This is a genomic window from Methylomonas paludis (assembly GCF_018734325.1).
Taxonomy (GTDB): Bacteria; Pseudomonadota; Gammaproteobacteria; order Methylococcales; family Methylomonadaceae; genus Methylomonas; species Methylomonas paludis.
This window is the reverse complement of record NZ_CP073754.1, coordinates 2,942,231-2,967,831: the sequence shown is the minus strand read 5'-3', so window position 1 is coordinate 2,967,831 and position 25,601 is coordinate 2,942,231. Positions and strand designations below refer to the sequence as shown.

Sequence of the window (25,601 nt, the reverse complement as noted above, 5' to 3'; positions counted from 1 at the left end):
TAATTTATCCGCGATTATTTTTAATTCGTCAGAAACAAAACTCAGATCTCGTGATAAATCGCCGCGCCTTCCTCAATAAATTGCTTGGATTTCTCATCCATACCAATTTTCAGGGCTTCCTGCTCATCCGCCAGACCTTTTTCCGCTGCGTAATCGCGCACATCCTGACTGATTTTCATCGAACAGAAATGCGGGCCGCACATTGAACAGAAATGAGCCACCTTGGCGGACTGCTTGGGCAGGGTTTCGTCGTGGAAAGAACGGGCTTTTTCCGGATCCAGGGCAATATTGAACTGATCTTCCCAGCGGAATTCAAACCGGGCTTTGGACATGGCGTTATCGCGCATTTGCGCACCAGGATGGCCTTTGGCCAAGTCGGCGGCGTGAGCGGCAATTTTATAAGTCACAATCCCTTCACGCACATCCTGCTTATTGGGCAGACCCAAATGCTCTTTCTGCGTCACATAACACAGCATCGCACAACCATACCAGCCAATATTGGCCGCGCCAATTGCAGAAGTAATATGGTCATAACCAGGGGCAATATCGGTGGTCAGTGGCCCTAAAGTATAGAACGGCGCTTCAAAACAGTCTTCCAACTGCTTTTCCATATTAATCTTGATCATTTGCAAAGGCACATGGCCTGGGCCTTCGATCATGGTTTGCACATCATGCTGCCAGGCAATTTTAGTCAGTTCACCCAGGGTTTCCAGTTCGCCAAACTGAGCAGCGTCATTGGCATCATAAATAGAGCCGGGGCGTAAGCCGTCACCCAGTGAAAACGAGACATCATAGGCTTTCATGATTTCGCAGATTTCTTCAAAATGCGTATACAAAAAGCTTTCGGTATGATGAGCCAGACACCACTTGGCCATGATGGAGCCACCGCGCGACACAATCCCGGTCAAACGTTTGGCAGTCAAAGGCACATGGTGCAGACGCACACCGGCGTGAATGGTGAAATAATCCACACCTTGTTCAGCCTGCTCGATCAGCGTGTCGCGATAAATTTCCCAGGTCAGTTCTTCGGCTTTGCCGTCCACTTTTTCCAGGGCCTGATAAATAGGCACCGTGCCGATCGGCACCGGCGAATTGCGTAAAATCCATTCGCGGGTTTCGTGAATGTTTTTGCCGGTGGACAAATCCATAATAGTATCGCCGCCCCAGCGAATGCCCCACAGCATTTTTTCCACTTCTTCTTCAATAGAAGAAGTCACCGCAGAGTTACCCAAGTTACCGTTGATTTTCACCAGGAAATTACGGCCTATAATCATAGGCTCCAGTTCCGGGTGATTGATATTGGCCGGGATAATCGCCCGGCCACGCGCCACTTCGGAACGCACAAATTCCGGGGTAATCACCGGCTGGATAGCTGCGCCAAACGAAAAGCCGGGATGCTGGCCTTTGTAAGTGCCGCGCATGGCTTCAATATTCTGATTCTCGCGAATGGCGATATATTCCATTTCCGGGGTGATGATGCCTTGGCGAGCATAATGCATTTGCGACACATTGTGACCAGACTTGGCGCGGCGCGGCTGGCAAATATGCTCAAAACGCAAATGCGCGGTAGCCGGATCGGCCAGCCGTTCCTGACCATAAATAGAACTAGGGCCGTTTAACAACTCGGTATCGCCGCGTTCTTCTATCCAGGCATGGCGCACCGGGCCCAAACCTTTATGCAGATTAACCGCCACATTAGGGTCGGTATAAACTCCAGAGGTATCGTAAACGTACAGGGGGGGATTTTTTTCCGCGCCAAAGTTGGCCGGCGTATCGGATAAAGTGATTTTACGCATCGGCACCTGAATGTCGGGCCGGCTGCCTTGAATGTAAACTTTTTCGGATGCGGGGTAAGAATCGATTCTTATGCTACTGCCGCTATCGGCAGTAATTTCTTGACGGACAGCGCTCATGCTTATCTCCAACAATTTAAAAACAGCGAGCGCAGGTAAGAATTGGCTTTCCTACGCCGGCATTAACCGGATCAGGTTCAAAGGGTTTTTCTCAGCTTTTGTCTGCTTTGCCACAAAAGCACCCCTAGCCTTGGAACAGACGGAAAGGTTAATGGAAAATGGTTTTAATTGCAAGTTTATCCGCCAAGTTTGCCGCCGCAAAAGACTTATAAAACAATGGGTTTTATGGTGTTAACCAAAACAAAAACCGATTTGTTCAAAGATTACAAGCCTTTGATATGATACAACTCAAATTTATCAAGACAGGAAGCCGAGTTTGTATATCAGCCGTAGCCGCGATGAAACGCAGTGAAATCGAGGAACATCGAAGCAGATGGGCCTAAAAACGCGATATGTTGATTCAAGGCTAAGCTAAATAATTACCCAAGCCTTTGGCATAATACACATCAAAATTACCAAGACAGGACGCCGGGTGTGAATACCAGTTATCAACAGCAATACAGTCGGCTTGATTATAGTTTTGCCGAGTTTTTAGTAGAACGCTGCCACCTGCAAGGTGAAGCCAAAACTCAGTTCAGAGGTTTAATACTGGAATTATCCGCCCAACAAAGTGCCGGACACAGCTGTATGCAAATCAGCGCGGAGGCTGTAGCGCTGATTCAAGCGTCCGGCCTGGCTGAGCCCGATCAGCCGGCCCCACTGGTGGTGGAAGCCGGTCGCCTGTATTTACATCGCTATTGGCAATACGAAACCCGTCTGGCCGGGCAACTAGCCGCGCTGAGCCGGCAAGGTTTTCCCGCTGTTGATTGCCAACCAGCGCTGGATCATTACTTTCCAGGGCAGGATGCTGAACCAGATTGGCAAAAACTGGCCGCACAACGGGCGTTGACCCAGGGCTTAACCATCATCAGCGGCGGCCCCGGTACCGGCAAAACCACCACCGTGGTCAAAATTTTGGCGCTGTTGCAACAATTTAACCAGCCGTCCCTGCATATTGCCCTGGCAGCACCCACCGGCAAAGCCGCCATGCGTTTGCAGGAATCCATAGATAACAGCAAACAGCACTTGCCCGAGCAGATTCGCGCCCTGATTCCCAGTCAGGTCAGCACCCTGCATCGCTTGTTAGGTGCCAAACCGCCCACGCCGTATTTCCGCCATCACGCCGACAACCCTTTGCCTTATGATTTGCTGGTGGTGGATGAAAGCTCTATGGTGGATTTGGCGCTGATGAGCAAACTGGTGGATGCGTTAAAACCCGGCAGCCGCCTGATATTGCTGGGCGATAAAGATCAGCTGGCCTCGGTGGAATCCGGCGCGGTATTAGCGGACTTAACCCAAAGCCTGCCCGGCAATACCATCGAACTGCTTAAATCCCACCGCTTTCATGCCGGTATCAAACAACTGGCCGATGCCGTTAACCAGCAGCATGCCGCTACGGCCTGGGATTTATTGACCCAGCCCGGTAGTGAATCCGGTGTAGCCTTGCTGGCAGAAGAGGCTGTGGATTATGCCGTGGGGCAATATCGGCGCTATCTGGCTTTAATGGCCAGTGGGGCTGAGTTTAAGGCTGTTTTTACCGAGTTTAGCCGCTTCCAGGTGTTATGCGCCAACCAGCAAGGGCCAAACTCGGTGGCAGATATTAATTTTCGTGTGGAACAGCAACTCAGCCGCTTGCATAACATCCACAGGCAAGGGGCATGGTATGCCGGCAGACCGGTGATGATCACCGCCAACACCCCCAGTTTGCAACTGTTTAACGGCGACATTGGCATTTGCCTGCCCGATGCCGAGTCCGGTCAATTAAAAGTGTTTTTTCCGCGTGGTGACGGCAGCAGCAAAAAAATATCCCCGGCCCGCCTGCAAACCTGCCAAACCGTATTTGCCATGACTGTGCATAAAAGCCAGGGTTCGGAATTTGAACAAGTATTAATCATGCTGCCGGAGCAGCTTAATCCGGTATTAAGCAAAGAGTTGCTATACACCGCCATCACTCGCGCCAAACAACAGGTAAAAATAGTCGCAGACCGGGAAGTGTTTATTGACTGTGTAAATAAAAGTGTGCAGCGGTTGAGTGGTTTGGCGGAGAAGTTAGCGCTGGCCCAATAGAAGCGTGTTAACCTTATAATATCAATGGGGTTAAAGCTAAGCGGAATGCCAACACAACAAAATTATTGACGATTTCAGGAGCGTATTTAACATGCAGACAAATACCCTAAAACAGGAAGCCATAGCAGCTATTCAGACTTTACCAGAAAATGCAGATATGGAAGACATTATGTATCGGCTTTATGTACTGGAAAATATCAGACGCGGCCAGCAGGATAATCAAGAGAATAATACTCTTGGTGCTGAAGCGTTGTTAAACGAAATTCAGTCATGGTGAAATGGACAAACCACGCCAGGAATCAACTACGGCAAATTCATGATTTTATAGCACAGGATTCGGCGCACTATGCAAAGCGGGTAGTAGATGATTTGGTTAAAAAATCAATGAATTTGGATAAACTACCCAACAGAGGCCGCGTGGTATCAGAATTTAATCAAGAATCGGTACGGGAAATATCAGTATACACTTATCGAATTTTGTATGAAATAAAACCTGATCATATCAGTGTGTTAGCTGTTATTCATAAACGTCGTCATTTGCAGGCTGATGATATTTATGAATAAATTATAAGGCGTAGCAAGCGGCCGCTGAAAATCTTGGAAGCGGAACGTAAGTGGAGCGAAGATTTTTAGTCCCCGATAGGCGTAGCGCCGGGCGGGTTTTCGAAGCGAAGCGGAGAAAACCTGCAAGGCATCGCGAAACGCCGTCAAGTCACTTGGAGCCGAAGTTCCGATCCCCTTGTTGGGTCGGAACGAGGTGAGGAGGACGAATCGGGGCCGCCGGAGGCATTAGCGGTCGCGTAATTTTTGCCGCTTGTTGGGGCTGGGATGCCCCTAAACAAGCTTTCGCAAAAATAGCGACTCACTGAGCAAGATTCACCGGACTATGCCAGTATCAAACACCTAACCATAGCCGGTAAAAACATTGCTTTATTAGGGCTGAATTCCGCTTGGATGTCTGGCCGCAATAAAACAAGTAATGGCGAGGTGGACGACAGGCATCATTTGGTAGTTGGCGAACCCCAGATCCACGATGCGCTAAATGAAATTGCCCAGGCTGATATTCGCATTACGGTATTACATCATCCGTTCGAATGGTTGGCTGATTTTGAGCGTCATGGCATAGAAGATCGGTTGGAAGACGCCAGCCATTTTATTTTGCACGGCCACGAGCATAGGTCTAAAGTTGTTCCTAATCCTTTAACCCAGTGCGTTACTATTCCTGCTGGTGCTGGTTATGACCTTAGGATAGCCGAACATCCTCGTTATGCTAATGCATATAACTGGGTTAGTTTTGATGTTGCTGCGGGACAAGGCTTGGTGTTTTTGCGGCATTGGGATGGGACGAATTCTAGCTGGACTAAGGACACTCAAACTCATAAGAAAGAAGAGGGGGTGGTGCCGATTAATTTCCCGAAATCCGAACCCCCAAAAACACCTTCCACTGAAGCGGCTAAAGAGGATAAGTTCAATATAGTAGATAAAAAATTAGACAAGGGTGCTAAAACCAGGCTACAAAAACTGATAAAAACTTTGGATGAACAGCTGAAGCTACCGGAATTAAACCCTATAGTAAAAGAATTCAGCAAATTTTTACACGAAGACGAAGATTTTCCAGCTTTTGATGAAGCTGATTTGCCAACCATTTTGGTAACCGGTTCGGGCAACCGCAATACGCAAATTGGGCATTTCTTGTCAGCTATAGAAGCCGTTGTTGATGCCGGTAAGTTTGATAAATCCAGCGAAGAAGCTGTAAAAATACTTTTTGCCTATTTAATACAAACACTGGTGGTTAAATGTAAAGATGAAGATGATTTAGGCTTGACCCGAATTGCTGTTGAGCTTAAACACACTGTTGAATTAATCAGCTTAGCAAGAAATACTTCGCCGCAAATTCCTGGGCAAGATAGCATGGAACACAAAAACGGTAAGCGAAATCCTCATTTTGAATTGGAGGGCAGATATTTTCCCCAAGATGGTGAATTTAATCCAGATGCCGCCTGCGAGAATATTGCCAAAGACCTTTTGAAAGAGCTTATGCTTGATCCTGATGACAATGAGCCAGAAAACATAAATGCTCTGAACATGATGGGCTATAAGCCCGATGAGCCAAATTATATAAAAACCTTAGCTGTTTATTTAAAAAGTCATGGTAACCAGCCAAGAAGTACCCGTGTTTTTAAAGGTTTAATAATAAAAGAAAATAGCGGGCATAATAAATTGCAGATAGATCAAGTTGCCGATAAGTTTTATCGGGAATTAGCAGGCTGTCGATTTTATCTACCCCTGCAAGCCGCATAAATTCATTGAGCCAAAGAGTTTATAATATCGCAAGCAATTGTTATATATGATAAAATAGTTCCATTATTATATATTCCAACGGAATGATTTTATGCGCGGCGCTGACATCACCCAAGATGTACTCTTTAGCTATCGGACATTGGAAGAACGGATTCCCAAAGACCATCCCTTACGGAAATTCCGTGCCATCGTCGATATCCTTTTGAAAACCATGGATACTGAATTTAACGCGCTTTATGCCCGCCGGGGCCGGGATTCAATCCCACCAGAGCGCCTATTGCGCGCCAGCTTGCTGCAAGTGATTTTCACCATTCGTTCCGAAAGACAGTTGGTGGAGCAGATTGATTTCAATCTGCTGTATCGCTGGTTTGTGGGGCTGACGCTGGATGATGAGGTCTGGCATCACTCCACCTTCAGCGCCAATCGTGACCGCTTGCTGAATGAACGTATTTGCCGCTTGTTTTTTGATCGCATCTTGTTGCTTGCCGAATGGCAAGAATTGGTCTCCAGCGAGCATTTTTCCGTGGATGGCACCCTGATTAAAGGCTGGGCTTCCATGAAAAGCTTTGTCAAGAAAGACGGTTCAAGCTCACCTCCGGAAGATGATACGCGTAACCCGACTGTCAACTTCAAAGGCGAAAAGCGCAGCAATGATACACACGCCTCGACCACCGACCCGGATGTCCGGCTATACAAAAAAAGTGAAGGCGACAAATCACAGCTCTGTTACCTGGGCCATGCCCTGATGGAGAACCGGAACGGTCTGGTGGTTGATGTTGAAGTCACTCACGCCACCGGCACAGCAGAGCGGGAAGCGGCGAAGACCATGATCAAACGGACTGTGAAGAAACCGGGTACAACAGTGGGCGCAGACAAAGGCTACGATGTTGAAAGCTTCGTGACCGACATTCGCGTTCTCAAAGTCACCCCGCATGTGGCACAGAAGAACAAAGGCTCTGCCATTGACCACCGCACCACCCGCCATCCCGGATACAAGACCAGCCTCAAAATCCGTAAACGGGTTGAAGAAGTGTTTGGCTGGAGCAAGACCATAGGTGGTCTGCATCAAACCAAATTCCGTCGCTTAAAAAAAGTAGCGGCACAAACTGTCTTCACCTTCGCCGCCTATAATCTGACCCGAATGGGCAATATTTTTGGCTGGCGGTGTTCGACCGCCTAGGCAGACGTGCGCCTAACCACCGCCAAAAGGCGGAAATGAAGCCCCGAAAAGGGCCATTTAGAACAGCCAGACCTGAAGTTTTGGGCTAGAAACGGAAATTCAGGTCTGATAAGGCTTCCAGCCGAAAAATTAACCCTATATTAAGGGTTTAAGCCGAAGGCATGGGAGTAAATTTCAACATCCTGTTAGGTGATTTGTTATGGATTTATGTTTATGGTGGGAATAACCCAAGCGAGTGGGTGCATACCAGCGAGCCATTAATTGGGGCATTACTGGTACGGTTTGGCAAAGCATTTAAGTCTGTTGATGGGATGCCGTCGAATTAATGCCTTGGGTTATTTTGCCATGCCAATTGATAGGCTTATCTTTCTGATATAACAGTATATTTTTAATTTACCCCATGAATAACCAAACTCAGCCATCCCCTTCAGCTAATACTAAAACCCTACACCTGCCCGCCACTGGCACTTGGCCGGAAGCGGCGTATTTGCTTGACGAAAACGCCCAAAACGCCATAGCCCTGGCTGTGGCTTGCGGGCGGCCTTTGCTGGTGCGGGGCTTGCCCGGCACCGGTAAGAGTGATCTGGCGCGGGCGGCGGCCGAGTATCTGGGGCGGGCTTTTATTTATGAGGTGGTTACAGCGCGTACCGAGCCGCAGGATTTGCTGTGGCGGTTTGATGCGATAGCCCGTTTGGCGGATGCTCAAGCCCTGGGGGCTGGTATCAAGCCCAGTCAGGCGACAGGAACGGATTTGGATGTTTCCGACCCGCGTAATTATGTCAGTCCGGGGGTGCTGTGGTGGGCGATCGACTGGTCTAAAGCAGAAAACCATTTACAAGACATTAAGCGTCATTCGCGCAGTTTTGCCCAACGCCCCGATAAAACCCTGCAATTGGCGAATAATAGCTCTGTTAATCAACAGCATCGCGCCGAAGCTCAAGGCTGCGTATTATTACTGGATGAAATCGATAAAGCCGATGCAGAATTGCCGAATAGCTTGCTGGAGGTGCTAGCTAATACCGGGTTCCGTTTGCCCTGGGATGGCGAACAGGAAATCAAGGCCGACCCGGCTAAAAAACCCTTGATCATCATCACCACCAACGAAGATCGTGAATTACCAGCGGCTTTTGTGCGGCGCTGTCTGGTGTTGACCATAGAGCCGGAGGGTGAATTTAAAGAATGGATTAAACAGCGGGCCAAGGTGCATTTTCGTAACAATCCCATAGACGATGCCATTCTGGAAAGCGCCGCAGAATTGCTGACCAATACCCGGAATAATCCGGGGCTGGATAGTTACCGGCCAGGGCTGGCCGAATATCTGGATTTGTTGCGCGGCTTGCAGGCCTTGGCTACTGACAAGGAGGGTCAAGAAATCTGGCTTAACAAGGTTTCAAAGTTTGCCTATCAGAAAAACCCCGCTGCCACGCGCTAAACCAAGATAGCCATGTGCAAAACTTATATCGCTACAAGGCAGACACCACTGGGCGTTCAGGGCTGGGCGGATTTATTGAAGGCACTGCATTTAGCGAATAACGATACCCGGTTGGAAGCATCATTTGCCGAACAATTAGGGTTTGAAAAACTGCCGGAGCAGGAAGACAGGCCGGACGATGACTTTATTCCCATAGGCGCAAAGCTGGAACCAAAGCCGCAGCAGCCAGAGCCGGCCACAGATCAATCCAGCATTTTTCACCCCTATTATTTACATTCCTTGCAAACCGTAGTGTCCAGCGCGGAATGGCTGGCAGCAGCACCGGATAACAGTGCAGAATTGGGCGGTTTAACCCAGCAAGATCAAGGGCCCTGGCGAGCCAAGCATACCCCCCCCCCGCATACGCCCATAGTGCCATGGACCCGGTTATGGCCAAAACTTCGGCAACTGGTGGCTGTTACTCATGCCGCCGGACTGGATATGCCTTTGTTGATCAAACACATTGCTCAGGGGGAGGCGCTGCGGGTATTGCCGCGCCGCAGGCGTAGCGCCTGGCCTGCGCCCTTAATCGTGGTGCTGGATTTTTCAGATCGGTTAACGCCCTATTGGCAAGACTGGCAGCAATTACGCAGACACTTGCAGCAGGTATTACACGGCAATGTGCGGTTTTTCCGATTAAACGGGCTGCCAACCCAGTCATTACAAGTCATACAGCATGGTATCCCGCAGCCCGGCTTCAGCCCCTGGCCGAAGTTGTCGGCAGGGGACAGCCTGTTGCTGGTGTCTGATTTAGGCATGGTGGATGCCGCACACCCTTGGCCCCGCCAATGCTGGCAGAACAGATTAAGTGACTGGCAGCGGCAGGGTGTAGTGGTCAGCGTTCTGGCTCCGGTGGCAGCGCGGCATTTACAGGCTGAATTGTTGGGTTTGGCTAAAACCGTGCGTTTAAGCCCGGACAGTAGTTTAAGAGCGCTACCACGCCTGTTGCCATCAACCCAGCCGCAAGTGACGGCGGTACCGAAAGATCGCGATAGTTTGTTAAGCATGATGGCTGTGGCCAGCCGGGTGGAGCCGGGCTTGTTACGCGAATTGCGCCGCTGTTTACCACAATATGGCCAGGATGCCGGGCTGGAAGGCGAAGTCTGGTGTTTTCCGCAATTGGATACTGCCGCCAGCGCCTGCGCGCTCAGCCCCTGGGCGGTGCAGGAATGGCGGGAAAAATTTGCAAAATTGCCGGAGGCTTTGCAAGCCAGAACCTTGACGTGTTTGCGCGCTTATCATGCCGGTCTGCCCCAGGCTATTTGCCACGAAGAAACCTTGGTTTGGCATTATTTAGCCAACAAGTCTTTGACTTCAAACAAAGATATTGAAAGTGAAACCCAGCAGGCACGGGAGTTCTTCTTACGCTTGAAAAACACTTTGCAGGTGGCTGAACCGACTGATTCAGCTGGAACGTGGGCTTTGCAGGTTCAACTGGCTGGTCACCATCTGGAGTGGGTGGGGCCGACCTTAAAAAACGACCAACAATATAAGCCATATCTGGCAACTATAGCGGCGGCCATCATGCAGGCAAAGGCGGTGGATGTGCCGCAAAAATTGCCGGGACAGATTGATCCGGTTACATGGTTGCAGGGTTTGCCGGTACAACCAGCCCAAACATTTTGTTTACGCCAAAACAGCGCTTTGCATCTAGAACTCATTCAAGCTCAAAACTTATTATCCGTGTCTAAGTATACCAGCCGACTAGCGGATATTGACTTAGACCGGCAGGCGGTATTATTAGCTTGGCGGCAATCAGACCAAACTCAGGATTACTTTAGCTGGTTTAATGAGGATTTTGCCGGTAGTGACAACATTAAACTAAACCAGTTGTTATCCAAAGTACCGGCCATCACTGATGGGTTTGAACTGCATACAGGTCGGCACAGGCTTTCTTTTCAGCGGTTTCAGCCGCCGAAATGGGCCAGCGGCTGGGGGCAGGATCAATTTGGCCTCTACGCCGATCTGAAATTAAACCAGGTTAGCCAACGCCTGCGCTGGATAGCGCCGGGTACGTTTATGATGGGTTCGCCGGAGTCGGAAGTGGAGCGAGAAATTCATGAAATCCAGCACGAAGTGACCCTTACTAAAGGCTATTGGCTGGCGGATACCGCCTGTACTCAAGCAATGTGGCGGGAGGTGATGGGGGATAATCCCAGTGTTTTCAAGGAATTTGCCAGCCTGCCCGTGGAAAGCGTGAGTTGGGATGATGTAGAAGCATTTCTGCAAAAACTTGACGGCGTGTTTGCCGAACAAAACCTGCAAGCTCGGCTACCCACAGATGCGGAATGGGAATACGCCTGCCGGGCCGGAACCAGCACACCGTTTGCCTTTGGTGAAAATATTAACTCCAATCAGGTCAATTATGACGGAAATTATCCTTATGTAAATGGTGAAAAAAGTTTATACCGAGGACATACTGTACCGGTTAAAACTTTCCCGGCCAATGCCTGGGGCTTATATGAAATGCACGGTAATGTCTGGGAATGGTGCGACGACTGGTATGGCGAATACGATCTTACAGTCACGACAGACCCGCCCGGTGCATCGGAAGGCGTTGTCCGCGTTATGCGCGGCGGCTCGTGGCGTGACGACGGCAGGCTCTGCCGTTCGGCTTGCCGTCTCAGCTGGCAGCCCGATTACCGTTACCTCAGCACTGGTTTCCGCCTAGCTCTAAACGAATAAAGCGCATCCGGTCAAGTACAGGTCAGGGGCGCTGCGCGGCTGGTGGTCTGTTTGATAGCTGTGTAGCGCTGGTTGGTGGTAATGTAGCCTCGATGCAGCAACGCGGAATCGAGGTGACGGCTTTAAAATAACGCGACTAAACTTGTTTAATGCAGCAAATCCCGTGTTAAGGGGGTAAATCAGCTGCGATGATCCTCGATTCCGCGTTGCTGCATCGAGGCTACGGTTGCGGTGATAACTGGTTTTGGTAATTGTATAGGCTTTGGGTATTAATGATGACTCTGCAAAAACAGCTCAGCTATTTTCCCCCTGCCTGGGCGGTAGAATGGGGTGAGGATAGAGCTTATGGTTTGTATGCGGTGCTGGAGGTGCGGGGTGTGAGGCAGTTAATGCGCTGGATTCAACCGGGTGAGTTTTTAATGGGTTCGCCGGAGTCGGAAAAACAACGTGGAAGTGATGAAACCCAACACCAGGTGACCCTGACTAAAGGCTATTGGCTGGCGGATAGCGTCTGTACCCAGGCGCTCTGGCAGGCGGTGACGGGTGAAAATCCAAGTGAATTTAAAGACGATCTGAATAATCCGGTGGAACAGGTGAGTTGGGATGATGTGCAGGAATTCCTTAAAAAATTGAACGGCCTACTTGCCGAACAAAACCTGCAAGCCCGGCTGCCCACAGAAGCGGAATGGGAATATGCCTGCCGGGCCGGAACGCTTGGCCCGTTTTCATTTGGCGATAATATCAGCCCGGAACAGGTAAATTATGATGGCGATAACCCCTATGCGGGTGGTGCAAAAGGATTGTGGCGGCAAAAAACCGTGGCGGTCAAATCCCTGCCAGCCAATGCCTGGGGCTTATATGAAATGCACGGCAATGTCTGGGAATGGTGCGCCGACTGGTATGGCGAATACGATTTGACGGTCACGACAGACCCGCCGGGTGCGGCGGAAGGCGTTACCCGCGTGGTGCGCGGCGGCTCGTGGCTCAACAGCGGCAGCTACTGCCGTTCAGCTTACCGTCTCAGCTGGCAGCCCGATTACCGCAACCTCAACTCTGGTTTCCGTCTTGCCCTAAATGAATAAAGCGCATCTGATCAAGTACAGGGCAGCCGCGTAGCCTAGGGTGGTTGTCATGTAGTCTTGCTTCCGCCTTGCTGAATCACGGTCATTATTTTAACTGCTCGGGGCTTGTTGGTGAATATCAAGGTGACGATAGTTTGGCTATTCAGCCTTTATCTGGATAGATAAAGTCGAACTGTCGAATTTGCTGATTGGTACGCACAGCATGTTTAAACTGTCCATTAAATAGAACTTATATTCAAGCCCGGCAAATTGGGCTTTGATGTCTGCAATGTCGACCTTCCAGTATTCGATCCAGCACCAGGGCAAATGTTGCTGAATGGTGTTGCGGCTGCCTTTTAGCACATCAATTTCCATGCCCTCAACATCAATTTTCAAAAAATCCAAGCGCGGCAAACCAAGGGAATCAATCGTCACTACCTCAATCTGCTCTGCCTGATTTTCCGCTTGGTTAACCAGACTAAACAGGCCAAAATCCTGCGCCTGGCTGTAATCGGGTTTGCCGGCATGCAATAGGCCTGCTGTCGATCCCAGCGCCAGATTTTTCACAATCAGGTTGTCAAGGTCGTTAAGCGCGGCACTGCCGCACAAGGCGTAGAACAGCATACGCTGTACTTCAAATGCATAGACCAAGCCATTGCGGGGCAATACCGCCTGGGCAATGGGAATGGAAACCAGGCCGATATTGGCACCGGCATCGACGATGACACAGTTATCCGGCAATTGCTTGATCACGGCCAGTATGTTGTCGAGTTCGCTCTGGATATGCGGTCTGCCGGTTTTTACCAGACTTTCCGCTTGGAATGAACAGTGCCGGTTGACGATAAATCGGCCGTATTCGGAATCCAAGCTTATAAAATTATTAACTTTCACTTGATCGCCCTTATCATGGTTTTAACTTTTGACTTAATTCTAGTCGGCTAATGGGCAGAAATATAGCTACACCTTGGGCAAATAGCCATCGCTATTATGTTCTACCCAGCGCTCACTGCCCGATGCCAAGGTTTCTTTTTTCCAGAACGGGGCGCGGCTTTTCAGGGCTTCCATGATAAAGCGGCAGGCGTCGAAAGCATCGCCGCGATGGGCGGCCCAGGCGGCGGTTAATACGATGGTTTCGTCGGGCAGTACTTTACCAATGCGATGGATGATCAGGCTGTCCAGCAGCGGCCATTGCTGTGCGGCGGCGTTGAGGATGGCCTGCAACTGCTGTTCGGTCATGCCGGGGTAATGTTCCAGATACATGGCCTGCACGCTATCGCCCTGGTTGAAATCGCGCATGGTGCCGACAAACACATTCACTGCCCCATGTTTGCCACTGATGGCGCGGTTTCTGGCCTGATGCTCGGCAATGGCCTGCCAGGGGTCAAATACCTGTTCAGTAAGGACTATACTCATCTCAGCCGCCGGTAACCGGGGGGAAGAAGGCTAGTTCGTCGCCATCCTGCACTAGGCTGTCCAGTTCCACATACTGCATATTCACAGCGCTGAGCACTGTTTCCGGAATAGGCAGTTGCGGATTTAATTGTTGCCAGATTTGCCGGGCGCTCAGTGGGGCAAGCAGCTCCAGTGTGGTGTCTGTCTGACCCACGGTTTCTTTCAGGCTGGCGAAATAACGTACATGTATCGACATAATGATTAACCCGGTACTACAATAAACGGCTTGTTGCCACCCTTGGATGAATATGCAAAACTCTACACTCAGTCATTTTAATGCCGCCGGTGAGGCGCACATGGTGGATGTCGGTGCCAAGGCCGTTACCCAGCGCAGCGCAGTCTGCGAAGGCTATATCACCATGCTGCCGGCTACTCTGGCGCTGATTATCGCCGGAAATCACAAAAAAGGCGATGTGCTGGGTGTGGCGCGGCTGGCCGGTATTATGGCCAGCAAAAAAGCCGCCGATTTGGTGCCATTATGCCATCCTTTGCCGTTGACCCATGTGGATATTCAACTGCTGCCTCAGTCGGAACTGCAGCGGGTCTATTGTCAGACCACCGTCAAAACCACCGGCCAGACCGGGGTGGAAATCGAGGCCTTGCTGGCTACCCAGATCAGTCTGTTGACCATCTACGATATGTGCAAGGCGGTGGACCGGGGTATGGTGATTGCGGCGGTCAGATTGCTGGAAAAGAGCGGCGGCCAGTCCGGTCATTGGCAGTTAACGCAGTCAACGTAGCCTCGATGCAGCGTAGCGGAATCGAGGATTTAGGCCGTCAATACTGCGATGGCATCGGCTTTAGCATATCCAACTTCTAATCGCCATCACAGCAAACAAGGCTATCGCGTTTTTTGGTCAGTCTGCTTCGATGATCCTCGATTCCACTGTGTTTCATCGAGGCTACAATTGCGCTGCATCCAGGCTACGTAGGGGAGGAGGCTGCGCCTGGTTTAGGCTTATTTTTCCAAATCGGCAATAATGGTTTTATGTAGCAGTTTGATCAGGCTGGCTGAGTCGTCGTTATTAAAAGCATCCGGGTTTTCGGCGTCCGGGTTGACTTTAGCTGCGTGTACCCCGGTGATTTTTTGGTCTTTATCCACGGTCAGCGTGTATTCAGTATCGGAAAATTTATCGGTAAAGAATGAAGTCATGGAACTCAATACCCCCCGGCTTTTACCTTCACCGTTAGCCACGTAATTGACCTTGAACACCCCGCTGCTGCGGTTGCTTTCTATCACCTCTATTTCGGCCAGTCGTAAACCGTGGGCCACCAGATCCCAGGCTCGTTCAAAGCGGGTTTTTAATTGCAGAACCGGTTTTTGCTCACTACCGCCTAACAGAATCAGCTTGCTCAATTCGCTATTGCTGGGCTTGTCTGATTGGCGAGCCGCAGTGGCTGTGAGTGCATCGTCGGCTTTGGTTGCCGCCGCTGATGTGGCTGATGATGCATAGGTGGTGCTGTTAGCCCTGTCTATGGCTAATACCGGCGGCATTTCCAGATGCTTGATGTCGCGATATTTATCCTTGGTTTCCGCGCAGGCAACCAGTCCCAGGCAGATCAGGCAGTAGTGCAGCTTTTTGACCATAATTATTGACTCACAAAAAAGCGGCGGTGGTTTAAAACCGGAAATGAAGCGCGGGTTTTTTCCAGGCGGTTTTTATCAATATCGGCCAAGACAAAACCGGTACCGGTTTTATAACAATCCAGCACCACGCCCCAGGGGTCAGCGATCATGCTGTGACCATAAGTCTGCCGGCCGTTTTTGTGAAAGCCGCCCTGATTTGGCGCAATCACATAACACAGGTTTTCTATGGCTCTGGCGCGAATTAATACTTCCCAGTGTGCGGCACCGGTTTTGGCGGTAAAAGCGGAGGGAATTACGATCATGTCCAGATTTTGGTCGCTCATGGTACGGAAAAATTCCGGAAAGCGCAGATCGTAGCAGACTGCCAGGCCCAGTTTTCCAAACGGCGTGTCTATGACGCGGATATGCTGGCCGGCTTCTATCGAGTCGGATTCGCGGTATTCTTCGTTACTGTCGGGTACACTGACATCGAATAAATGAATTTTGTCATAACGGGCAACCCTTTGGCCTTGGTCATCATAAACCAGGCAGGCTGCTCTAACCTTGTGCTCGGCATCGCCCGCCAACGGTATGGTACCGCCAACTACCCAGACGCCATATTTTTTAGCAATACCAGCCAGAAAATCCTGGATAGGGCCGCTGCCGTCAGGTTCGCTGACTTTAACTTTATCAAGTTCATGCATGCCCATAATGGCGAAATTTTCGGGTAAGGCCACCAGTTTTGCTCCGGCCTTAACCGCTTCAGCAATCAGTTTTTCGGCTTCGAGGAGGTTGGCGCTTACTTGGGGGCCGGAAGCCATTTGGATGGCGGCACATATAGTCATGATAAATCTCTTACTCTACGCTAAAGTTACAAAGTACAGGCAGTAAACCATTCATGTCGTCCCTATCTGTCAAAACAAGGTGGTTCCACTACTAGTTTAATCAAAATAGTCATCGGAAACGGCCAATCTCTCAGCCTGACGGTCCCGGAAACTATAGGCTTAATTCAGCCAGCCAAAATCGGTTAGTCCGCGCCAGGTTTTCTTTAATAAACCGTCACGTTCGTTGATGGGGATGACGCTAATCTCGCCCCAGCGCCCGGTGATTTGATATTCCGAACCGAAAAAATAACCTTCTTTGTAATCATCCATGACCACATTGGTAATAATTTCCGCAACACTATCCACAATTGTACCAGCAATGGGTAAGGCACCGGAACTCTTGGGGATCACGGCAACCTGATGATTCACGGTTTTTTCGACCAGATTAGTGGTGCCGACTACCTTCATTTTAGCGGAGACGGCATCAATCAGCATATTATCGGTATAGGCAACGCCGTTGGTGATTTTAAAATCACCGCTAATCTGATCAAATGCCAGGCCCTGCCGGTAAATATCACTAAAATCCAGGCTTAGCCGTTTGGCCCATTGTTCCATTGCAATTAAACCCAGCAAACGTCCCACGCCCGGCTCTATGCTGGCGATGCGGCCATTATTCAGTTTAATGTGTAATTGGCCGTTCAATTTTTCCATGCCAAACTGTTGGGGCGCAGCATTCCAGCCCCCGGTAAAATCCAGTTCAGCGTGGGTTTCCTTGATATCCTGGCTGAAACCCAGTTCCGACAGAAACTGACCAAACCCGTTCATACTCAGGCTGCCGCTGATCAGTGTGGTACTGCCATGCAGTTGTTTGACCCAGTCGGCACTAAATTCAATGTCTTTTTCGGCACCGCTGAATTTGATTTTTTTGAAATGCAGACCATTGTTGATGCGTTCGGTTTGCAGTTTTAATTTACCCAGGTTAACGGTGCGCCACAGCACTTGTTTACTGTCTATATCAATTAACGGCAGGCTGGTGATGACATCTTCGGCGGCATTGAAATTCAAGGCACTCATAGCGGTCAAGTTGATAGTGTCCATTGTTAACTTTAATGGCTCACTACTGCTGTTCTGCTCAGGTATCTGCAATTTACCTTTGGCGATTGGGCTGTCAACTTCGCCTAGCCAGCTTTGATTGATATGTTGAAAATGGCCGTGCATAAAGCCCAGATTCTGGCCTTGCCAGAATAATTGATCGGTATCCAAATTAAGTTCGCGCAGCGCCGGCCAGCGAGAGTCGTGCCCGGTTAAACTGCTAAAGGCCTGAGACAGTTTGAATTCGGCCTGATTAATTTCCACATGCAAGCCGGCTTGTGTTTCAGTATGGGCTTCGGCTCGGCCAAGGATTACATGGCCGGAATGCAGCAGGTTTTGCCCGGTGTCTATCAATAGGGCGGCGTTGAGGTTATCGCCGTAATGCACTTGCAAAGGCAGTAAATTACTATTGTCAAATTGAAAGTTTAGCTTTAGCAGACGCGCGGTGTCGGCGGATTTACTTAAAAAGTCTTCACCTTCCAGGCTTACTCCTTGCAAATTACTGCTAATCTCCAGGGTGCTGGCCTGATTCAGGGCATGGGGTACGCTGACATCGGCCTGATAATTGAACATACCTTTACCGATACTGTCCTGTAAAAAGCTGAATTGCTTTTCCAGATTGGCCGTGCTGGTGCTGCCGCTGATTTTTAAGTAGGTAGCGATTCTGTCATTGCTGAGCTGGGCCTGAATGGGGTAACCCAGGGTTTTTCCGGTCAAATTGATGCTGCTGACCTGATCTTCGGTAAAATTAAGCACCCCATTGATATTGCTTACTTTTAATTGTGGGGCTTTCAGGGTCAAGCTGGCATTGTCGAGATGACTGGCAACCTGTACCCGCAGCGGGTCTTTTTCATAATATGGTAGGTGTAAATCCAGATCAATTTGGGTTTGGCTGTCAAAGTCCAAAATTTTTAATAGCGGGTCGGCTTTTTTGCGAAGTGGGCTGTGGTGTAAATAAACCAGGGCATCCTGGATTTTGCTCTGCAACTGACCATAGACCTGGACATATTCGCTATTGGCGACATCGGTGATTTTGGCAATAGCCTGTTTAATTTCGACATTTTCACTATTACCCTGATTAATACTAACCAGTAAATCGGCACCGCTGAAATGGATGTCGGTATTCACTTGATATAAATGCGGCCAATCCGGATTAAATTGCATTTCCGCATTTTCCATATTCAGTAAAGCATCAAACTCACCTTGTTCAGGTGTGAACGGAAAATCAGCCAGTCTGCCGCGCATTACAATGTCACCCTGCTGGATTTGGCCGGCGATAAAGGCTTGATCCAGCCAGATGACGGCATCCTTGCTCATTATTTTGGCCGGCAGGTAGTTGGAGATTTTACTGATGTCTGAAAAATTCTGGATCTGGCAGTGCAAATCCAGATAGGGCGAAGTCTGATTTTTGGGAATTTCCAGGTCAAAGTCAGTTTTAGTCTGAAAGTCCGGGCTGTTGATCACCAGGTTTTTACTGTTGATTTGCCAGGATTCGGTCTGTTGCCACCAGCTTATGCTGCCGAGTAAGAGTTTAACGGTTAACGGTGTCCGAAACAGTTCGATTGTGTTGATTATGACATCGGCACTGGTAAGATTGATGCGTCCGGCATTTTCGGTCCCGCTGATCTGACCGCTCAAACCCTGCAGACTGGATGAAGATTTAATGTCCTGATAGCCTAATTGGCTGAAGTTACCCTGCAGGGCGTATTTCTGACTGTCGGCCTGCACGAAGGCGGCAAAGTCGGTCAACATGCCGCTAGGGTGGGCAGATAACCAGTCGGTTTGAGCTGTTGGGTTGTTGATGAAAATGGGGGCGATATGGGCAAGTACCTGCAAATCCAGTTTTTTGATCACCAAGGCCCAGTTAAGCTGTTGATCCTGGCCCAGATAGAATTCACCATCAACCCAGCGCTGGCTATTGGCGACGATGTCGATTTCTTTGGCAGCCAAGCGCCAGCCGCCTTGAGATTGCTGCCAAGTAACATTGCCTTGCAGAGTGTCCAGATGCATGACGGCATCCTGGCTATTCTGTACCCTGATTTGTTGCGCCTGCAGGTAGCCGCTTACTCTGACAGGCCGGGCATCCTGCCAGTCACTCCACAGGCGCAAATCGCCGGAGCCGGTTATTTGGGTTAAGCCTGCCGGTAAGTCTGCGGTATTCAGAGCGTCCGCTTGCAAATTCTGCCCTTCGATATAAACCTGGCCTTGCAGATGACTGGTTTCAAACAGATCACCGTTGAGCTGGGCGGAAATTCTCAGTGATTCACCGTATTGCTCAGGCAAATCGGTCAGCACGTGGATTTCGTGCTGTTGCTGGTGGTTTTTTAACACCAGATCAATATGAGTAAAATCGACCGGCTCACTCTGGCTTTTTAAATCGGTAAACCGAATGTGGCTATCGAGTAATTGGTAGCGATGTCCTTGCTGCAGCCAGAGCGGTTGGGTATCGCTGCTGGGTATGCCTTTGATGGTGAAACTGCCGTCCAGCTGGCGTATGGCATCGATGTTGGCACCGATCAAGGTTACCCAGGTAGCAGATAGCGGATCAGCACTCAACATTAATTGCAGTAAGTCGATACCGATTTCAACTTCTTTAAGTTGTATGGCTGGAGTGATGGTGTCGGGCAGCGTTTCGATGCCGATATTTTCCAGCACCAGCACCGACGTGAAATTATGTATACGACTGCTGATTTTGCCGATATGCACTGGTATATTGGTGGTGGCACGAATTTTTTGTTCCAGCATAAGCCGGTAATCGCTGCAATCCACTAAAAAAAACCGTACCGTGTTCAATAGCACGGCAATGCAAATTAATGCCCAGAACAGAACATGCTGCGTGGTACGGGTCAGGTGATAAATAAACAAAACTGTCGCCTATAGCAGCACTACATCGTAATGTTCTTGGTTATAGCCCGACTCAGCGCGGATTTTGATACCGACGTTGAGAAAAATTTCCAGTTCGGCCAGCATATTGGCTTCCTCATCCAACAGCATTTCCGCCACTTGTTCGGAGGCCAGTACCATAATCTGTTTAACATTGTATTGGCGTACCACCCGGATAATTTCCCGAAAAATTTCCAGACATATCGATTCCGGTGTTTTTAACACGCCGCGGCCACCACAGGTGGAGCAGGGTTCACAGAGAATGTGTTCCAGGCTTTCTCTGGTGCGTTTTCGGGTCATTTCCACCAGACCCAGTGCCGACACTTCGGTAATTTTTGTTTTGGCGTGATCCTTGTCCAGATTGCGTTGCAGTGCAGTCAAGACCTGTTTTTTGTGGTCATTGCTCTGCATGTCGATAAAATCAATAATAATAATGCCGCCCAAATTACGTAATCTGAGTTGCCGGGAAATGGTTTGCGCTGCTTCCAGATTGGTTTTAAAGATGGTTTCTTCCAAATTGCGGCCACCCACATAGCCGCCGGTATTGACATCTACCGTGGTCATGGATTCGGTTTGGTCGAACACCAGATGGCCGCCGGATTTGAGTTTGACTTTGCGGTCCAGGGCTTTGCTGATTTCATCTTCGACATTGTAGATGTCAAACAGAGGCCGTTCCCCGGAATAATGTTCAATAACGGAGACCATTTCCGGGACAAAGGTTTCGGCAAATTCTACCAATCTTAAAAAAGTTTCCCGTGAATCGATACGGACTTTTTCTATACCTTCTTTATACAGGTCGCGCAGAGTACGGATGCTGAGCGGTAAATCTTCATGGATCAGGGTTTTGACTTTGGCATGCTGGCTTTTTTCCAGAATGGACTCCCAAAGTTTGTGTAAAAAAGTCATATCAGAGGCGAGTATGCCCTCTGTTACACATTCGGCTGCGGTTCGGGCAATAAAGCCGCCGGGCACGGTGTGCTTTTGCAGATAATTTTCAATGCAATTACGCAGGCGCAAACGTTCTTCGTCGCATTCTATGCGTTGCGATACCCCGGAGTTGGCGGCATAAGGCATATAAACCTGATACCGGGAAGGGATGGATATATCGGTGGTTAGTCTGGCGCCCTTGTTACCCAGGGGGTCTTTAGTGACCTGTACCACCAGTTTCTGGCCTTCTTTTAAATAGTGCTCGATATTTTCCGAGCCTATCGCCAATTCCAAACTGTTGAAATCGGATAAATGCAGAAAAGCCGCTTTTTCCAGGCCGATATCCACAAATGCAGCCTGCATCCCCGGCAATACCCGGCACACTTCGCCTTTATAGACATTGCCGACCAAACCTTTCTGGCGCACCCGTTCGATAATCAGCTCTTGTAAGACGCCGTTTTCTATCACGGCGACCCGGGTTTCCGGCGGGGTGACATTAATTAGAATTTCTTCACTCATGCGATGACTTTAATCCCTTGTTGGGCTAATAATTCAGCGGTTTCAAACAGCGGTAAGCCCATTACGCCGGAAAAACTGCCGGTAAGTGACTCAATAAATACACTGGCCAAGCCTTGAATGGCGTAGGCACCGGCTTTGCCTTCCGGTTCGCCACTTAAGCTATAGGCCAAAATTTCCGCCTGGCTCAATGCCCGGAATTGCACCTGACTAATACTCAGGGCCAAACCGTGACCCTTATCACCTCGTACCGATACGGCACTGTAAACCTGATGGCTGCGTCCGGACAGCCGGCTTAATAGCGCCTGGGCATGTGCCTGATTTTCGGGTTTACCGAGAATTTCGCCATCACAAATTACACTGGTATCTGCGCCTAAAACCGGCAGCTTTTGCGGTGAGGCATGCCAGCAAGCCGCTGATTTTTCCGCTGCGACCCGCTGCACATAATCCAGTGCGGCTTCGCCTGGCCAGGGGCTTTCGTCAAGGTCGACGGCCTGAATCAGGTGGCGTATACCAATCTGCCTGAGCAGTTCGCTACGTCGGGGTGAGGCAGAAGCCAGGATAATTTGTGGCGGCATTGATAAATGGGTATCGCTCATTTTGGTTAATAATCCAACGCTTTAAGCTGGGTTAAGTCTGGTTATGATGACCAACTCCAGTCCTAGGTGGTTCAATAATCAGTCAGTATTTTGGTGCTTAACGGTGGTAAGGATGATTGTGCATCAGGCTCCAGGCCCGATAAATTTGTTCGGCAACAATCACTCTGACCAAAGGGTGCGGGAAGGTCAGTGCCGATAGGCTCCAGCACTCCTGGGCCATGGCTTTGACTTGTGCCGACAAGCCTTCCGGCCCTCCCACCATCAGTGCTACCGGTTGCCCATTACCTAACCAGCGTTGCATGGCCTGCGATAAATCCGGAGTAGTCCAGGGTTTACCGGGTATGTCCAGAGTCACTACGTGAGCTCTGTTCGGCAAGGCAGCTATCATGCGTTCGCCCTCAGTTTTGGTAATACGCTCAATATCGCCGTTACGGCGTTTATCGGCCGGGATTTCCTTTAATATCAGTTCACATTCGCGGGGCAGGCGTTTGGCATATTCATTATAGCCTTGCTGCACCCAGTCGGGCATCCGGTTTCCGACAGAGATTAGATGTATTTGCATAATAAGTGGAGGATACACATTTGCCGGCAGACTGACAATCCAAGCTTGGCAAAACGGCTGGCTATTCTCGGACAGGCTTCTAGTGCTGAAAGCTGAGAATAATGGCGTTAAGTTCGCTGAGCTGGGCGTTTATGCTTTGGCATAATTCAAATAGTGCTATTGCTTTGTATAAATTGCTTCTGGGTTCGGTAATTTTAAAGTACTGATTGCCGGCCAGATAATCGCTAAAAAAGCGTAAGCCCAATTCAAAAGGTATCAGGACGATGGCGGCAGACAAATAAAGATAGTCAGCAGGGGTGAAGAAGCTACCGGCTTCCTGGAGATAATGTTCCAGGATGATCCGGCAACGCTGTATATCAAAATGATTGTCAGGCTTGATATGACAGCAGGAACGAATGCAATCGCCGATATCGTAATGTACCAAGCCGGGTTTAACGGTATCTAGGTCAATCAGGCTGATGATTTGGTCGGCACCAGGGCGAAACAGAAAGTTATTGAGTTTAGGGTCGCCGTGGGTGACGCGCATGCTTAGTATGCCGGCCGCTTTGGCATCTTCTAGAACGTTGATATTGGTCTGAAATTGGCGAATAAAATTTCGGCAGAACTCAAATTCGCTATCAATTTCAATAGTTGGGTTCCGCTCGGCCAGTTGTTGATAGTCTTGATAGTAGCCGGGGGTAATATGGAAGCCCGGTAAGGTATCGTGTAAAGCACTGACCGGTAAATCGCTGCATAAACGGTGGAAATGGGCTAAGGCGTAGCCGATTTGTGCCGATTCTGTGGCGCGGTTTAGCACTTGCCGGCTTTCGGCAGGTTGTATCAATTCCAGAGCGCGCCAGAATTGCTGCTCAGCATCCTGAAAATAAGTTTGCCCACTGAGTGTGTAAATAATACCTGGAAATTGTAAGCCCACGGTCTCTGGTGGTTTCTGCCGAATGTGCCGACCCAGATATTCCAGATTGGCCATAATCAGTTGCGGTGCCGGGAACACATGCTGGTTTAGGCGTTGCAGCACAAAGGCGCTGTCGGCACCGGCGACTCGATAGGTATCGTTGATCAGGCCGCAGCCTAGCGGCGTGATGCCTGTGATGGCCTGCCGGGTAAATTGCCCGGCAATCTGGGTGGGATTAACGCTTAACAATGGGTAAGTTGGCGGGTTAAGGCCTGTAAAGCCTGGGCGCGATGGCTGATGGTGTTTTTAAGTTCTGGCGGTAGCTGTGCTGATGAGCATTGGTAGGCTTCCACCCAGAATATCGGGTCATAGCCAAAGCCGTTGCTGCCTATGTTGTGTGGCAGGATATGCCCTTCCCAGACACCTTGGGTAACGATAGGCGTGGGATCCAGACTGTGGCGCATGTAAACCATCACACAGATAAAGCGGGCATTGCGCTGGGTGGCAGGTACGTCTTGTATGGCCTGCAACAGTTTGTCGATATTGGCCTGATCGCTGGCGCCCATCCCGGCATAGCGGGCAGAAATCACGCCGGGCGCGCCATTCAACGCATCCACCACCAGGCCAGAGTCGTCGGCTATAGCGGGCAAGCCGCTATGAGTAGCGGCGTGCCGGGCTTTAATAATGGCGTTTTCAATAAAAGTTGAGCCGATTTCTTCGGCATCGCTGATATTGAATTGCCCTTGTGGCAAAATCTGCTGGTTTTGCAGAATGGCCTGGATTTCCCGAATTTTGCCTTGATTGGAGCTGGCTAAAACGATTTGGCTCATGCGGCTGAATCGAGTTTGCCATACAGCGCTTCATGCTGTTTTTCCAGTAACTGGTTAATCCCGCGTTCTGCCAGTTCCAGCATGGCATTAAGTTCGTCTTTGCGGAAAGCATGACCTTCGGCAGTGCCTTGTACTTCGATAAAATGTCCGGCTTCGTTCATCACCACATTCATATCGGTTTCTGCCTGGCTGTCTTCGGCATAATCCAAATCCAGCACTGGAATGCCGTTGTAGATGCCTACCGAAACCGAGGCGACTTGGCCATGTATGGGGTTTTTCTTGATGACATGTTTTTTCAACATGTGCTGGATAGCAATGGATAAAGCCACAAAACCGCCGGTAATGGCAGCGGTGCGGGTGCCGCCATCGGCCTGAATCACGTCGCAGTCTATGGTTATGGTATTTTCACCGAGAGCTTTCAGATCAATGGCGGCGCGCAGTGAGCGGCCGATCAGGCGTTGAATTTCCAGGGTGCGACCACCTTGTTTGCCGCGTCCGGCTTCACGGTCCATACGACTATGGGTGGAGCGGGGCAGCATGCCGTATTCAGCAGTGACCCAACCTTCGCCTTTGCCTTTCAGAAAACGCGGTACGCCACTATCCACACTGGCGGTACAGATAACCTTAGTATCTCCGAATTCGACTAAAACTGAGCCTTCGGCATGTTTAGTATAGTGGCAGGTGATGCGTATTTCGCGCAGTTGATCGGGATTACGCCCACTTGGTCTTCTCATGGTACT

The 25,601-nt window shown here is 49.8% G+C and carries 22 protein-coding genes and 1 riboswitch; of the genes, 9 read left to right on the top strand and 13 right to left on the bottom strand.

Annotated elements, in window-relative coordinates; all coding sequences use genetic code 11:
- Nucleotides 1-41: 41 nt before the first annotated feature.
- On the bottom strand, nt 42-1,913 hold the full coding sequence (gene thiC, locus KEF85_RS13410; RefSeq protein ID WP_215581378.1) for a phosphomethylpyrimidine synthase ThiC: 1,872 nt from the start codon (nt 1,911-1,913) through the stop codon (nt 42-44).
- Between the two features lie 31 nt (nt 1,914-1,944).
- Nucleotides 1,945-2,049, bottom strand: a riboswitch (TPP riboswitch).
- Nucleotides 2,050-2,387: 338 nt separating this feature from the next.
- On the opposite strand from thiC, the gene recD reads away from it, so the two are divergent.
- From recD to KEF85_RS13370, 8 genes are all read left to right on the top strand, one after another.
- A complete protein-coding gene (gene recD / locus KEF85_RS13405; RefSeq protein WP_215581376.1) occupies nt 2,388-4,019 on the top strand; it encodes an exodeoxyribonuclease V subunit alpha in 1,632 nt (543 codons plus the stop codon).
- Nucleotides 4,020-4,110: 91 nt separating this feature from the next.
- Nucleotides 4,111-4,296, top strand: coding sequence for a hypothetical protein (locus KEF85_RS13400; RefSeq protein ID WP_215581374.1), 186 nt, complete (start codon nt 4,111-4,113; stop codon nt 4,294-4,296).
- Complete coding sequence (locus KEF85_RS13395; protein WP_215581371.1) at nt 4,290-4,583, top strand: type II toxin-antitoxin system RelE/ParE family toxin; 294 nt, start codon at nt 4,290-4,292, stop codon at nt 4,581-4,583. The genes KEF85_RS13400 and KEF85_RS13395 overlap by 7 nt, the downstream gene beginning before the upstream one ends.
- Nucleotides 4,584-4,973: 390 nt before the next feature.
- Nucleotides 4,974-6,320 (top strand): metallophosphoesterase family protein, encoded by a 1,347-nt coding sequence (locus KEF85_RS13390; protein ID WP_215581369.1) that lies wholly within the window; start codon nt 4,974-4,976, stop codon nt 6,318-6,320.
- A gap of 91 nt (nt 6,321-6,411) precedes the next feature.
- Nucleotides 6,412-7,500, top strand: coding sequence for an IS5 family transposase (locus KEF85_RS13385; protein WP_215581187.1), 1,089 nt, complete (start codon nt 6,412-6,414; stop codon nt 7,498-7,500).
- Between the two features lie 400 nt (nt 7,501-7,900).
- Nucleotides 7,901-8,932, top strand: coding sequence for an AAA family ATPase (locus KEF85_RS13380; RefSeq protein ID WP_215581367.1), 1,032 nt, complete (start codon nt 7,901-7,903; stop codon nt 8,930-8,932).
- A gap of 12 nt (nt 8,933-8,944) precedes the next feature.
- Nucleotides 8,945-11,656, top strand: coding sequence for a formylglycine-generating enzyme family protein (locus KEF85_RS13375; protein ID WP_215581365.1), 2,712 nt, complete (start codon nt 8,945-8,947; stop codon nt 11,654-11,656).
- 272 nt (nt 11,657-11,928) lie between these two features.
- On the top strand, nt 11,929-12,738 hold the full coding sequence (locus KEF85_RS13370) for a formylglycine-generating enzyme family protein (protein ID WP_215581363.1): 810 nt from the start codon (nt 11,929-11,931) through the stop codon (nt 12,736-12,738).
- A gap of 138 nt (nt 12,739-12,876) precedes the next feature.
- On the opposite strand, the gene KEF85_RS13365 is transcribed toward KEF85_RS13370, so the two are convergent.
- From KEF85_RS13365 to KEF85_RS13355, 3 genes are all read right to left on the bottom strand, one after another.
- Nucleotides 12,877-13,584 carry an FkbM family methyltransferase gene (locus tag KEF85_RS13365; RefSeq protein ID WP_215581359.1) on the bottom strand — a complete coding sequence of 236 codons (708 nt, stop codon included), beginning with the start codon at nt 13,582-13,584 and terminating at the stop codon, nt 12,877-12,879.
- Between the two features lie 90 nt (nt 13,585-13,674).
- On the bottom strand, nt 13,675-14,130 hold the full coding sequence (locus KEF85_RS13360; protein WP_215581357.1) for a molybdenum cofactor biosynthesis protein MoaE: 456 nt from the start codon (nt 14,128-14,130) through the stop codon (nt 13,675-13,677).
- 1 nt (nt 14,131) lies between these two features.
- The gene (locus tag KEF85_RS13355; RefSeq protein ID WP_215581355.1) at nt 14,132-14,365 is read right to left on the bottom strand and encodes a MoaD/ThiS family protein; all 234 of its coding nucleotides are present in this window, start codon (nt 14,363-14,365) and stop codon (nt 14,132-14,134) included.
- A gap of 52 nt (nt 14,366-14,417) precedes the next feature.
- Between KEF85_RS13355 and moaC the strand changes: the two genes are divergently transcribed.
- Complete coding sequence (gene moaC, locus KEF85_RS13350) at nt 14,418-14,909, top strand: cyclic pyranopterin monophosphate synthase MoaC (protein ID WP_215581353.1); 492 nt, start codon at nt 14,418-14,420, stop codon at nt 14,907-14,909.
- Nucleotides 14,910-15,127: 218 nt separating this feature from the next.
- Here the strand turns inward: moaC and bamC are convergent, their stop codons facing one another.
- From bamC to rph, 9 genes are all read right to left on the bottom strand, one after another.
- Complete coding sequence (gene bamC / locus KEF85_RS13345; RefSeq protein WP_215581351.1) at nt 15,128-15,757, bottom strand: NlpB/DapX family lipoprotein; 630 nt, start codon at nt 15,755-15,757, stop codon at nt 15,128-15,130.
- Between the two features lie 2 nt (nt 15,758-15,759).
- Nucleotides 15,760-16,581 (bottom strand): carbon-nitrogen hydrolase family protein, encoded by an 822-nt coding sequence (locus KEF85_RS13340; protein ID WP_215581349.1) that lies wholly within the window; start codon nt 16,579-16,581, stop codon nt 15,760-15,762.
- Nucleotides 16,582-16,740: 159 nt separating this feature from the next.
- Complete coding sequence (locus KEF85_RS13335; RefSeq protein ID WP_215581346.1) at nt 16,741-20,517, bottom strand: YhdP family protein; 3,777 nt, start codon at nt 20,515-20,517, stop codon at nt 16,741-16,743.
- A gap of 9 nt (nt 20,518-20,526) precedes the next feature.
- On the bottom strand, nt 20,527-21,981 hold the full coding sequence (gene rng, locus KEF85_RS13330) for a ribonuclease G (RefSeq protein WP_215581344.1): 1,455 nt from the start codon (nt 21,979-21,981) through the stop codon (nt 20,527-20,529).
- On the bottom strand, nt 21,978-22,556 hold the full coding sequence (locus tag KEF85_RS13325; protein WP_215585172.1) for a Maf family protein: 579 nt from the start codon (nt 22,554-22,556) through the stop codon (nt 21,978-21,980). The genes rng and KEF85_RS13325 overlap by 4 nt, the downstream gene beginning before the upstream one ends.
- A 118-nt stretch (nt 22,557-22,674) precedes the next feature.
- On the bottom strand, nt 22,675-23,139 hold the full coding sequence (rlmH, locus tag KEF85_RS13320; protein ID WP_215581342.1) for a 23S rRNA (pseudouridine(1915)-N(3))-methyltransferase RlmH: 465 nt from the start codon (nt 23,137-23,139) through the stop codon (nt 22,675-22,677).
- A gap of 79 nt (nt 23,140-23,218) precedes the next feature.
- Nucleotides 23,219-24,280, bottom strand: a complete 1,062-nt coding sequence (locus KEF85_RS13315) for a phosphotransferase enzyme family protein (RefSeq protein WP_215581340.1) — start codon at nt 24,278-24,280, stop codon at nt 23,219-23,221.
- Complete coding sequence (gene rdgB, locus KEF85_RS13310) at nt 24,274-24,861, bottom strand: RdgB/HAM1 family non-canonical purine NTP pyrophosphatase (protein ID WP_215581337.1); 588 nt, start codon at nt 24,859-24,861, stop codon at nt 24,274-24,276. Before rdgB ends, KEF85_RS13315 begins: the two co-directional genes overlap by 7 nt.
- Nucleotides 24,858-25,595, bottom strand: a complete 738-nt coding sequence (gene rph, locus KEF85_RS13305) for a ribonuclease PH (RefSeq protein WP_215581335.1) — start codon at nt 25,593-25,595, stop codon at nt 24,858-24,860. Before rph ends, rdgB begins: the two co-directional genes overlap by 4 nt.
- Between the last annotated feature and the right edge of the window lie 6 nt (nt 25,596-25,601).

Bases quoted from the DNA above. Each gene is read 5' to 3' on its own strand.
- moaC (WP_215581353.1), top strand. From the start codon at position 14,418: ATGCAAAACTCTACACTCAGTCATTTTAATGCCGCCGGTGAGGCGCAC.
- KEF85_RS13355 (WP_215581355.1), bottom strand. From the start codon at position 14,365: ATGTCGATACATGTACGTTATTTCGCCAGCCTGAAAGAAACCGTGGGT.
- KEF85_RS13340 (WP_215581349.1), bottom strand. From the start codon at position 16,581: ATGACTATATGTGCCGCCATCCAAATGGCTTCCGGCCCCCAAGTAAGC.
- KEF85_RS13400 (WP_215581374.1), top strand. From the start codon at position 4,111: ATGCAGACAAATACCCTAAAACAGGAAGCCATAGCAGCTATTCAGACT.
- KEF85_RS13385 (WP_215581187.1), top strand. From the start codon at position 6,412: ATGCGCGGCGCTGACATCACCCAAGATGTACTCTTTAGCTATCGGACA.
- rph (WP_215581335.1), bottom strand. From the start codon at position 25,595: ATGAGAAGACCAAGTGGGCGTAATCCCGATCAACTGCGCGAAATACGC.
- KEF85_RS13375 (WP_215581365.1), top strand. From the start codon at position 8,945: ATGTGCAAAACTTATATCGCTACAAGGCAGACACCACTGGGCGTTCAG.
- KEF85_RS13360 (WP_215581357.1), bottom strand. From the start codon at position 14,130: ATGAGTATAGTCCTTACTGAACAGGTATTTGACCCCTGGCAGGCCATT.
- KEF85_RS13390 (WP_215581369.1), top strand. From the start codon at position 4,974: ATGTCTGGCCGCAATAAAACAAGTAATGGCGAGGTGGACGACAGGCAT.
- KEF85_RS13370 (WP_215581363.1), top strand. From the start codon at position 11,929: ATGATGACTCTGCAAAAACAGCTCAGCTATTTTCCCCCTGCCTGGGCG.
- KEF85_RS13325 (WP_215585172.1), bottom strand. From the start codon at position 22,556: ATGCCGCCACAAATTATCCTGGCTTCTGCCTCACCCCGACGTAGCGAA.
- rng (WP_215581344.1), bottom strand. From the start codon at position 21,981: ATGAGTGAAGAAATTCTAATTAATGTCACCCCGCCGGAAACCCGGGTC.
- KEF85_RS13380 (WP_215581367.1), top strand. From the start codon at position 7,901: ATGAATAACCAAACTCAGCCATCCCCTTCAGCTAATACTAAAACCCTA.
- rdgB (WP_215581337.1), bottom strand. From the start codon at position 24,861: ATGAGCCAAATCGTTTTAGCCAGCTCCAATCAAGGCAAAATTCGGGAA.
- thiC (WP_215581378.1), bottom strand. From the start codon at position 1,913: ATGAGCGCTGTCCGTCAAGAAATTACTGCCGATAGCGGCAGTAGCATA.
- bamC (WP_215581351.1), bottom strand. From the start codon at position 15,757: ATGGTCAAAAAGCTGCACTACTGCCTGATCTGCCTGGGACTGGTTGCC.
- rlmH (WP_215581342.1), bottom strand. From the start codon at position 23,139: ATGCAAATACATCTAATCTCTGTCGGAAACCGGATGCCCGACTGGGTG.
- KEF85_RS13395 (WP_215581371.1), top strand. From the start codon at position 4,290: ATGGTGAAATGGACAAACCACGCCAGGAATCAACTACGGCAAATTCAT.